Source organism: Spiroplasma endosymbiont of Megaselia nigra (assembly GCF_003987485.1).
Taxonomy (GTDB): domain Bacteria; phylum Bacillota_I; class Bacilli_A; order Mycoplasmatales; family Mycoplasmataceae; genus Spiroplasma.
The window spans coordinates 1-11,654 of the sequence record NZ_RCOO01000021.1 but is presented as its reverse complement, the minus strand read 5'-3'; the positions used below and the strand labels follow the sequence as shown (position 1 = coordinate 11,654).

Below are 11,654 nucleotides of genomic sequence, written 5' to 3'. Positions count from 1 at the left end.
GCGATGTTTGTTCAATTTCTTTTACTGTATTTTTTCGAAATTCTGCAGTATATGTTTTAAATTTTTGTTCTTTTCCTGCCATTAAAAAATGCACCTCCTCTAAAAGTTTAGTAAAGTTCTTTTTTAATTTTACTTACTTTTTGGGGTGCACTCTAGAGCGAGTGCAATTAAGTGGTGATTTTAATCGTGCTGGTGAAATTCAATATGCTTTATTACCAAAACTAGAAAAACAATTACATGAACAAGAAAAACAAGCTTCAGGTTCACATCTTTTGAAAGAAGATGTAACTGAGCGTGATATTGCTGCAATTGTTGGAAAGTGAACCGGTATTCCAGTTGACCGTTTAGTAGAAACAGAAAAGACAAAATTATTAAATTTAAGTAAGATTTTACGGCGTCGTGTTCGCGGTCAAAACGAAGCAATTCAATTAGTTGCTGATGCAATTATTCGTAGTCGAAGTGGAATTAAAGACCCAAATAAACCAATTGGTAGTTTCTTATTTTTAGGACCAACAGGAGTTGGGAAAACAGAAGTTGCCCGTAGTTTAGCATATGTTCTTTTTAACTCAGAAAAACAAATGGTACGATTAGATATGTCTGAATATATGGAAAAACATTCAGTAAGTAAATTAATTGGGGCGCCACCAGGTTATGTTGGTCATGAACAGGGTGGACAATTAACCGATGCTGTTCGTCGAAGCCCATATTCAATTGTTTTATTTGATGAAATTGAAAAAGCACATCCTGATATTTTAAATATTTTGTTGCAAATTTTAGAAGATGGTAGTTTAACTGATTCATTAGGTAAAACTGTTGATTTTAAAAATACAATTATTATTATGACTTCTAATATTGGATCAGAATATTTATTAAATGAAAATAATGATGGTGTTGGTTTATTAATTCAAAAAGAATTAGCTAGAAAATTTAAACCAGAGTTTTTAAATCGAATTGATAATGTTGTGACCTTTAATGCTTTATCAAAAGATGTTATTAAAGAAATTATTGAAAAAGAATTAGCTGAATTAACACAACGAATTGAAAATAGTAAAAACATTCGTATTAGTTATTCTGAAAAAGTATTAGAAAAAATTTTAAACAAAGGATATGATCGTTAATTTTGAGCACGGCCAATTAAGCGATATATTCAACGAAATATTGAATCGTTAATTGCTCATGCTATTATTTCAGAAGAAGTTCAAGAGGGTAAATCTTATACAATTGATGTAGTTAAAAATGAAATGGTTATTAAGAATAGCACAAAATTAAATTAGCACTTGCATTCTTTAAATGATAAATTTATAATATTAACTGTTAGCACTATTTAGTGTTAATTGACAAATATTTATAAGAATTGTAGAATGGAGGTGCTGCTGGTGTTAACCCAACGACAAGAAAATATTTTAAAAGTAATTGTAGAAGAATACACAAAAACAGCACAGCCTGTTGGAAGTAAAGCTATTATGGCTTCGTCCTTAATAGATTATTCTTCTGCAACAATTCGTAATGAATGTGCAATTTTAGAAAAAGAAGGTTTTTTAGAAAAAGAACATGCTTCATCGGGAAGAATCCCATCAACAAAAGGTTATCGTTATTATGTTGATAACTTGATGGTTGAGAAAAATATTGATGATATTAAAAACCGGATTGAAGCCTTATTTGTTAATCGAAATATGTCAATTAATGATATTATTGATCAAACAGGCCAAATTTTAAGTGAAATGACAAATTTAACAACAGTTGTTGTTGGTCCAAACTTTCAAGAAGAATTATTAAAAAAAATTGAATTATTGCCAATTTCTGAAACACAAGCAGTTGTTGTCTTTGTTTTAACAAATGGGCATGTTGAGAATAAAATGTTTACAATTGATAAAAATAGTTCAATGAACGATTTAAAAATTTCTGTTGAATTATTTAATACACGGTTAGAAAATACTAAAATAACTGATATTCCAACAAAATTTGAGGTAATTCGTCCAATTTTAGAACAACAAGTAAAACATTATGAATATATTTTAAAACAATTTGTTAACGCTTTAACAAGTATTGTTAAACCAAGTTATTCAACTCACGGGATTCAATATATGCTCCAAAATCCGGAATATAATAACCCAGAACGAATTAAACAAGTTATTCGCTTAATTGAAACAATTTCACCGTTTGATTATTTTAAAAAACAACAGAATAACCCAAGCGAAAATCTTGTTTCAATTCAAATTGGGAATGAAACAGGGTTTAAAAATGATGATGTGGCTTTGTTGACAACAACTTATAAGGTTGATGATATGCAAGAAGGAGGAATTGCTTTAGTGGGGCCAAAGCGGTTAGAATATGATAAGATTTATGAAGTTCTTGAATGATTAGCTTATCGGATTAAAGAAGCATATCAAAAAGAAGATAGAGGGGGTGAGATTAATGAGTAATGAAAAAAATGATAAATCTTCGCCAAACCAATTAAAAGAAAAAATTCAACAATTACGGAAAGAATTAGCAAATAATCAACCTGCTGATTCACCGTCAGAATCAGGGAAAACAGCAACAGCACCGACAGCTGAAGCAAATAATTTGGCAATTATTGAAGATTTAGAACATGAAATTGATTTATTGTTAAAAGATAATTTACGCTTGCAAGAAGAAAAATTATTATCTTTAGCTGATGGTGAAAATTTAAAGAAAAGAATTCATGAAGAAGTTGCTGATATTAAACGTTATCGTGCAGCAGGGATGGCAGAAAAATTATTGCCAACATTAGATAACTTTGAACGTGCTTTGCAAGTTACTAATGTAACACCAGAAGTAAAAAACTTTTTAACAGGGTTTGAAATGATTTATCGTATGTTTAAAACGGTTTTTGAAGAAGAAGGCATTACCGCAATGGAGACAAAAGTAGGAGAACACTTTAATTCTAATTTCCATTCGGCAATTGAAATTATTGAAACAACTGATGTTTCATCAGGATGTATTGTTAAAATTTTACAAAAAGGATATATGATTCATGATCGTGTCTTACGTCATGCATCAGTGCAAGTTGCAAAATAACTAATTTAAGAGAGAAAGGTATGATAATATGGCAAAAATTATTGGTATTGATTTAGGAACAACAAATTCATGTGTTGCTGTGATGGAAGGAAAAGATTTTAAAGTTTTAGAAAATCCCGAAGGGCAACGAACAACACCATCAGTTGTTTCATTTAAAAATGAAGAAATTATTGTGGGAGATGCGGCAAAACGGCAAGCAGTAACAAACCCAAATACAATTAGTTCGATTAAACGTAAAATGGGGACATCAGAGAAAGTTCATGTTAATAATAAAGATTATAGTCCTGAACAAATTTCTGCTGAAATTTTACGTTATTTAAAAAACTATGCTGAGAAAAAATTAGGACAAAAAGTTTCAAAAGCAGTTATTACTGTTCCGGCTTATTTTAATGACGCACAACGACAAGCAACAAAAGATGCTGGAAAAATTGCTGGATTAGAAATTGAAAGAATTATTAATGAACCAACTGCGGCAGCATTAGCTTATGGAATTGATAAAGTTGATAAAGAGCAAAAAGTTTTAGTATTTGACTTAGGGGGAGGAACTTTTGATGTTTCAATCTTAGATTTAGCAGATGGAACATTTGAGGTTTTAGCAACTGCTGGGGATAATCATTTAGGAGGAGATGACTTTGATGAAGTTATTATTCAATGAATGGTTGATGAATTTAAAAAAGATAATGGTATTGATTTAAAAACAGATAAAATGGCAATGCAACGATTGAAAGAAGAAGCAGAAAAAGCGAAAAAAAATCTTTCTTCACAATTACAAACTGAAATTGCAGCACCATTTATTACTGCGCGTGATGGAAATCCATTACATTTAAACCTAACATTAACAAGAGCAAAATTTGATGAAATGACAAAAAGCCTTGTTCAACGAACAATTGAACCAGTTCGTAAAGCATTAGCTGATGCAAAATTAAAACCTAGTGATTTAGACCAAGTTTTACTAGTGGGAGGAAGTACGAGAATTCCAGCGGTACAAGAAGTTATTAAACATGAATTAGGAAAAGAACCAAACCGCACAATTAATCCTGATGAAGTTGTTGCGATTGGTGCAGCAATTCAAGGGGGAGTTTTAGCTGGTGATGTAAAAGATGTCTTATTATTAGATGTTACACCATTATCATTAGGTATTGAAACATTAGGAAAAGTCTCAACTGTTTTAATTCCTCGTAATACCACAATTCCAACATCAAAATCACAAGTGTTTTCAACCGCTGCTGATAATCAACCAGCTGTTGATATTCATGTTTTACAAGGGGAACGTAAAATGGCAGCAGATAATAAATCATTAGGACGATTCCAATTGTCTGGGATTGAACCAGCACCAAAAGGAATTCCCCAAATTGAAGTTAAGTTTTCAATTGATGCAAACGGAATTGTATCAGTTACTGCAAAAGATTTAAAAACAATTAAAGAACAATCAGTTACCATTACTAATGGTGGTGGTTTAACAGAAGAAGAAATTCAACGAATGATTAATGAAGCAGAACAAAATAAAGATAAAGATGAGCAAAAATTAAAAAACATTGAATTGCGTAATAAGGCAGAGTCATATCTTTCAACAATTACACAAGCTTTAGAAGGAAATAAGGATAAAATGGATCCTGAACAGTTAAAAGCTTCTGAAGAAATGGCCAAAGAAATTAAAGAATTGTTAGAAAAAGAAGATTATGCTGGTTTAGAAGCAAAAATGGCAGCATTAGAACAAGCAATGGCTGAAGCTTCAAAATTTATGAATGACCAACAAGGTGATCAATCTGAACCAGAAGTTACGAATGATGATGACAAAAAAGATAAATAAGACAATAATGATGACTAAAATTCTTTTAGTTATCTTTTCTTTAAAAGAGAAAGTAGAAAGATGGTAATGGGAAAACGAGACTATTATGAAGTATTTGGCGTTAATCGTAATGCCACTGATGATGAAATTAAACGTGCTTTTCGACAATTAGCAAAAAAATATCATCCTGATGTTTCAAAAGAGAAAGATGCCGAAGCAAAGTTTAAGGAAATTAATGAAGCTTATGAAGTTTTATCTGATCCAAATAAACGTCGCAATTATGATCAGTTTAGTCATGCTGGAACTGACCCCAATGGTTTTGGTGGCTTTAGTCATGGTTTTAGTAGTACGGGAGATTTTGAAGATATTTTCTCTGGTGGTTTTGGTGGTTTTGGTGATATTTTTGAAAACTTTTTTGGTGGTGGTAAAAAACGCCGTGGTTTTAGTAATCAACCAATTAGAGGGGAAAATATTTCTGCACGTGTTACATTAACGTTAAAAGAACAAATGTTTGGGAAGAAAATAAACCTAGATTTAAATATTGATAAAAAATGTGAAATGTGTGATGGAACTGGAGCAAAAGACCCTAAAAAAGACATTCATACTTGTACAACTTGTGATGGTTATGGTTATGTTAACCTTGAACAGCGTAGTATTTTTGGTGTGATTCAATCACAACAACCTTGTCCCGATTGTAAGGGGCGCGGAAAAGTAATTACTAATAAATGTTCAAAATGTAAAGGTCAAGGGAATTATCGTGGGAAAGAAACAGTAGAAATTGAGTTACCAAAATCAATTTATGAAAATCAACAGTTACGAATTCGTGAAAAAGGAAACTACGGTCTAAATAATGGTTCACGGGGAGATATTTATTTAGAAATTTCAGTAAAACCAAATAAATATTTTAAGCTGGTTAATGATAACCTTCATTTAAATTTACCAGTATCTTATTTAGATGCTTTACTAGGAGCTGAAATTAAAGTTCCAACTTTTGATGGGGATGTTCATTTGAAATTACCACCAAATACAAAAACAAATAGTATTTTTAATATTCCAAATCATGGGTTTTTTAAATCACCAACATCGACAAAACGAGGAGATTTAATTGTTAATGTGATTGTAACAATTCCAACAAAATTATCGCCAGAAGAAAAAACAATTTTACAAAAGTTAAGAAATAATAGTTCGTTTAAAATTACTGATGATTTCTATGAGGATTTATAATTATTAAAAAAAGTTTTAAGCATGATATTAATATCATGCTTAAAACTTTTTATTTTTTTGTTTCTTGTTCTTTTCAACGGTAATAACCATAAATCCCAGTTCTTAAAACATAGGCATTATGATATCCTAATTGTCGTAGTTCCAATGCTGCTTCACTACTGCGATTACCACCATTGCATAATGTAATAATTAATTGGTTTTTGTTTGATAAGTAACGCGATGGATCTTGGAGCAAATCAAAAATATAAACATTGATTGAATTTGGAATTTGTCGTAACGCTTTAAATTCAATCTCAGTGCGGACATCTAATAATAAAGCTTGTTCTTTTTGTGTTTCAAAGATTTCATTATCCATATAGACTGCTTTTTGGTTCATTGTGTACTCCTTATTTTTTTGTATATTTATATCATATCGTAAATATAAAATAATGTGTGATAAAATTAAAAAGATTAAGTATCACAGAAAGGAATTAAGAGTTTTGACGGCAAAACAAGTATTTAAAAAAATAATAAATAATCAGGAACTAATTGTTGAGCATGGCCAATTAGCAAAACAAGCAAGTGGTTCAATTTTAGTACGTTATGGTGATGCTGTTGTTTTAGTAACCGCAACAGTTAATAACAAACTTAGTGAAGGTGATTTTTTTCCTTTAACAGTTGTTTTTCAAGAAAAATTATATTCAGTCGGAAAAATTCCGGGTGGATTTTTAAAACGAGAAGGGAAGCCATCTGAATATGGTACTTTATCAGCACGAGTAATTGACCGTGCTTTACGGCCATTATTTTCAGAAAATTTTCGTAATGAAGTTCAAATTGTTATTAATGTTCTTGCTGTTGATAATGATCATGATGTGCGGGTGGTTAGTTTATTTGCGGCATCATTAGCACTTAGTATTTCTAAAATTCCATTTGCTGGCCCAGTAGCGGGAACATTAGTAACTGTTGATCAAAATAATAATATTATTATTAATCCAACATTAGAACAAATTAATAATTGCAAAATGGAATTAATTGTTGCTGGAACAGCGGAGGCAATTAATATGGTTGAAGCGGGGGCAAAAGAAGTTTCTGAAAGTTTAATGTTGCAAGCAATTTTAGCGGGACATGATGTTATTCGACAATTAATTACTTTTCAGCATGAAATTATTGCAAAAGTTGGGGTACCAAAAATGGAAGTTGAATTGTTTCAAATTCGTTCTGAAATTATTACTTATGTTAATAACAATTATGCAAAAGAGTTAATTACAGCTGCTCGAATTAAAGAAAAAACAAAACGTTATGAAACAATTGAACATTTAGTTGAACAAGCAATTAATAATTATTCTATTCCAGTTCCACTTTTAGAAAAAGAACAGAAAAAATTGACTCTAGAATTAAAAACAGCTTTACATAATATTATTCGTCAAGAAGTGCGTCGCCAAATTTTAATTGATAAAACACGCTTAGATGGCCGAAAATTAGATCAAATTCGCCCATTAAGTAGTGAAATTGATATATTACCAGTTGTTCATGGTAGTGCTTTGTTCACTAGGGGTGAAACACAAGTTTTATCAGTTGTAACATTAGGTGCATTAGGTGAAAATCAAATTATTGATGGAATTACCAATGAAGAAGGTAAAAGTTTTATGCATCATTATAACTTTCCACCATTTTCAGTTGGTGAAACTGGGCGAATGGGTCCTCCTTCACGACGAGAAATTGGTCATGGCGCATTAGGAGAAAAAGCATTATTACAAATTATTCCTAGCGAAAAAGTGTTTCCATATACAATTCGTATTGTTTCCGAAGTTTTAGAATCAAATGGTAGTACTTCCCAAGCATCAATTTGTGCTGCTACATTAGCTCTAATGGCGGCTGGAGTGCCAATTACAGCGCCAGTAGTTGGGATTGCAATGGGTTTAATTAAAGAAAAAAATAACTATACTATTTTAACTGATATTCAAGGGATGGAAGATCATCTTGGTGATATGGACTTTAAAGTAGCCGGAAATGCAAAGGGAATTTGTGCCTTACAAATGGACATTAAAATTGCAGGAATTAACAAGACAATTCTCCAAGAAGCTTTAAAAGCGGCAAAAAAAGCGCGCTTAACAATTTTAGATAATGTTTTAGCAACTATTTCTGAACCACGAGCACATTTAACACCAACAGCACCAAAAATGAAAACATTTATGATTCCTGTTGATAAGATTCGGGAAGTTATTGGTCCGGGTGGTAAAATAATTACAGCTATTATTGAAAAATCAGATGATGTTAAAATCGATATTGAGGATGATGGCCAAGTGACAATTTACCATAGAGAAAGCACAGCGATTGAAAAAGCATATAAGTTAATTAAAGCAATTGCAATGCCAGTTATTGTTGGTGAAGAAATAATTGGACCAGTTGTTAAAATTGAAAAATTTGGTGTTTTTGTTAATTTAAAAGAAAATCTTGATGGTTTAATTCATATTTCTAAATTAGCTAAACAACATGTTGAAAAAGCAGAAGATATTGTTCAATTAAACGATATTGTTAAAGTTAAAGTAATAGAAATTGATGGGAAAGGGAAAATTAAGTTACAATTAATTGAAATATTACCTAAAAAGTAACTTAATTTTTTAATGTTGGTTCTTAAATAAATAACTAAAATATTTGTTATAATTAAATAAGGAGTTAGGAGATTTAATTATGAGTAAAATTGCAATTGATATGATGGGAAATGATTTAGGCATTAAACCAATTATAGACGCTTTGAAAGTTTTTATGAAGAAATATGACGATGTTACTTTTATTTTAATTGGAGCTGATAAGGAACTGAAGGCTGCCACCGCAGCAACAAAGTTAGATAATACAAAATATGAAATTTTTGCTACAACAGAAGTAATTGCAATGACAGAAGGTATGATGGAAGTTCGTCGTAAACCAAATAGTTCAATGGTTCGTGGAACTGAATTATTGCGTGATCAAAAAGTAGATGCTTTGGTATCTGGTGGTTCAACTGCAGCTTTTTTAGCAGCGTGTCATTTTATTGTGGGAGAAATTTCCGGAGTTTCACGGCCAGCTTTTATGCCTTTTATTCCAACAGTTAACAAGGGAAAGTCTGTTTTAATGCTAGATGTTGGTGCTAATTTAGAAAATGATGCCCAAGATCTTGTTAATTTTGCAATTATGGCTAGTGTTTATGCGCAAGAAATTATGCACAATCCAAAACCAGGTGTGGCAATCTTAAATATTGGTGAAGAAGCATCAAAAGGAAAAGATTATCATAAAGAAGCTTATAAATTATTAGCAAATAATAAAAATATTTTTTTTAAAGGAAATATTGAGCCACGTGATATTACTAGTGATGTTGTTGATATTATTGTAACAGATGGTTTTACTGGTAATATTGCTCTAAAAACATTGGAAGGAATGGCAAAAAATTTAATGGGTGTTATTAAACACGAATTAACAAAGAATTTTTATCGAAAATTAAAAGCTTTTTCGTTACGAAAAGCTTTTCGGGTAGTTCGTGAAACCTTTGATTATCGAAATAATGCAGCAGCATTAGTCTTAGGATTAAGAGCAATTGCTGTTAAAACGCATGGTAGTAGTGATGAAAAATCATGAATTAGTACTTTAGAATTAACTCGTACCGCAGTTGTCAATAATTTTGTGCAAAAAATGACAGTTAAATTGTTAAAGGGGGATTAATTATACGATGCAGTTTATAAACAAACAGCCAGAACAACTTTTTTTCGAGTTAAAATCTTTTTTTAAACAGTATCATGTTTTTATTAAAGAACCACAATATTATTTAGAAGCCTTAACTCATAATTCTTATGCAAATGAAAATAATTTAAGTTATACTTATCAACGAATGGAATTTTTGGGTGATGCAATTTTAGCAAAAGAAATTTCCTTATACTTATTTTTAAGTTTTCCTGATAAAAATGAAGGTGAAATTACTAATTTACGTAGTAAAATTGTTCGGGAAGGAACATTAGCAGAATTAGTTCGTCGAATGAATTGAGCACCTTTCTTATTATTAGGAAAAGGAGAAATTAAAACAAAAGGATATGAAAAAAATCGTATTTTAGCTGATATTTATGAGTCAATGATTGCTGCATTATATCTTGATTTGGGTGAAGAAGTTGTTCGTAATTTTATTAATGACACCCTTATTCAAATAGTTTCTAATCCTGGTTTTTTTGATCAAATTCGAGATTACAAAACGGAATTACAAGAATTTTTACAAGCTGGTGATGCACGAACATTAGAATATAAATTAATTAAAGAATCACCACCATTAGAAGGAAATCGAGTTTTATATACTGTGGTTGCAGAAATTGGGGGAATTCGTTATGGCGAAGGATGCGGTTATACTCATAAAGAAGCTGAGCAATTAGCTGCTCGTGATGCGCTACAAAAATTAGCAACAAAATCAAAATATCATTTCGAAAATAAATAACAATGTAATATGACTAAACTAATTTAAGTATATGGAGATGAAAAGTAATGATGATAAGACATTTGTTTAAGAATTTTTGATTAAGTTTTACTAGAAATAGTTTACAAGTTTTAGGCCTATTTTTAATGTTAGGAATTATTATTACCTTGTTTGGGGGAATGATTATGTCAAGCAATTTAAGTACGGTTCAATTAGCATTAATTGGTAATGACTTGTATGATACTAATATTTCATTTCAATTTAATTATAATTTAAAAATTGTTTCAAACCATCAAAATTTATCATATGGTTTAAACAATATTAATTATATTAACGAGGATGGAGATTTAGACAATAATAAAGTAGAAAGTCATTATTTTCAGTTAAAACCAAATGGCAAAGATACTTATCAAATTGTATTGGATTCAGAAAGTAACCAGTCAGGAAAATGGCTTGCTTCAAATAGTTCAAATTCATATTTTATGGAACAGTTAAAGGAAAACGGTGAAGTAATATTAAACTTTAATACTAATATTGTTCCTGATAGTGTTTATTTTTTTAGTAATGATGATTATCATGAATTGGTTAGTTATTTACAAAATCCAGCAAACTTAATTCCATTCGTAAGTTCACCAGATAATCCTAGATTAGTCACAGATACATTAATTTTTACTAATGCTTATAAGGATTTTAGTACAAATCAGAAACGAATTTATGACTTACAAACTCGTCTTTTAAATTCTGTTATTATTGGTTCAGTTGCTGATCGTGCTCTAATGAGTGAAACAATGCGACCTTACGATATTTTTAAAGAAGAAAACTTTTATATTCAAAGTGTGCAACCATATTATTGGACAACACCAATTATGGTAAAAGGAAATTATCAAGATTTTTTAAATTATCAGGTAAGCGATGATTATCCTCCAATTATTATTAATAATTCTTATGCTTCACATAATAAAATCAAGATTAATAGAGTGCACCCCAAAAAGTAAGTAAAATTAAAAAAGAACTTTACTAAACTTTTAGAGGAGGTGCATTTTTTAATGGCGGGAAAAGAACAAAAATTTAAAACATATACTGCATAATTTCGAAAAAATACAGTAAAAGAAATTGAACAAACATCGCTTACTTATATTGCACAAAAATATAAAGTAAATATAAAAACACTTGATTCATGACAAAGAAATT

At 30.4% G+C, this 11,654-nt stretch carries 9 protein-coding genes and 1 pseudogene; 9 read left to right on the top strand and 1 reads right to left on the bottom strand.

The window, feature by feature from the left end; all coding sequences use genetic code 4:
* Positions 1–152: 152 nt before the first annotated feature.
* The 5 genes and pseudogenes from D9R21_RS01955 to dnaJ form a co-directional block, all read left to right on the top strand.
* Positions 153–1,274, top strand: a pseudogene (locus tag D9R21_RS01955) (AAA family ATPase); the annotation flags it as partial.
* 102 nt (positions 1,275–1,376) lie between these two features.
* Positions 1,377–2,423, top strand: coding sequence for a heat-inducible transcriptional repressor HrcA (gene hrcA, locus D9R21_RS01950; RefSeq protein WP_126820881.1), 1,047 nt, complete (start codon positions 1,377–1,379; stop codon positions 2,421–2,423).
* Positions 2,416–3,039, top strand: a complete 624-nt coding sequence (locus D9R21_RS01945; protein WP_126820880.1) for a nucleotide exchange factor GrpE — start codon at positions 2,416–2,418, stop codon at positions 3,037–3,039. The genes hrcA and D9R21_RS01945 overlap by 8 nt, the downstream gene beginning before the upstream one ends.
* A 28-nt stretch (positions 3,040–3,067) precedes the next feature.
* Positions 3,068–4,849 (top strand): molecular chaperone DnaK, encoded by a 1,782-nt coding sequence (gene dnaK, locus D9R21_RS01940; RefSeq protein ID WP_126820879.1) that lies wholly within the window; start codon positions 3,068–3,070, stop codon positions 4,847–4,849.
* Positions 4,850–4,915: 66 nt separating this feature from the next.
* The gene (gene dnaJ / locus D9R21_RS01935) at positions 4,916–6,052 is read left to right on the top strand and encodes a molecular chaperone DnaJ (protein ID WP_126820878.1); all 1,137 of its coding nucleotides are present in this window, start codon (positions 4,916–4,918) and stop codon (positions 6,050–6,052) included.
* Between the two features lie 49 nt (positions 6,053–6,101).
* Here the strand turns inward: dnaJ and D9R21_RS01930 are convergent, their stop codons facing one another.
* A complete protein-coding gene (locus D9R21_RS01930; RefSeq protein WP_126820877.1) occupies positions 6,102–6,428 on the bottom strand; it encodes a rhodanese-like domain-containing protein in 327 nt (108 codons plus the stop codon).
* 103 nt (positions 6,429–6,531) lie between these two features.
* Between D9R21_RS01930 and D9R21_RS01925 the strand changes: the two genes are divergently transcribed.
* From D9R21_RS01925 to D9R21_RS01910, 4 genes are all read left to right on the top strand, one after another.
* A complete protein-coding gene (locus D9R21_RS01925) occupies positions 6,532–8,643 on the top strand; it encodes a polyribonucleotide nucleotidyltransferase (protein WP_241568664.1) in 2,112 nt (703 codons plus the stop codon).
* Between the two features lie 79 nt (positions 8,644–8,722).
* Positions 8,723–9,727 (top strand): phosphate acyltransferase PlsX, encoded by a 1,005-nt coding sequence (gene plsX, locus D9R21_RS01920; protein WP_126820875.1) that lies wholly within the window; start codon positions 8,723–8,725, stop codon positions 9,725–9,727.
* Between the two features lie 7 nt (positions 9,728–9,734).
* Complete coding sequence (gene rnc / locus D9R21_RS01915) at positions 9,735–10,484, top strand: ribonuclease III (RefSeq protein ID WP_126820874.1); 750 nt, start codon at positions 9,735–9,737, stop codon at positions 10,482–10,484.
* 47 nt (positions 10,485–10,531) lie between these two features.
* Positions 10,532–11,458, top strand: coding sequence for a hypothetical protein (locus tag D9R21_RS01910; protein ID WP_241568663.1), 927 nt, complete (start codon positions 10,532–10,534; stop codon positions 11,456–11,458).
* Positions 11,459–11,654 lie beyond the last annotated feature (196 nt).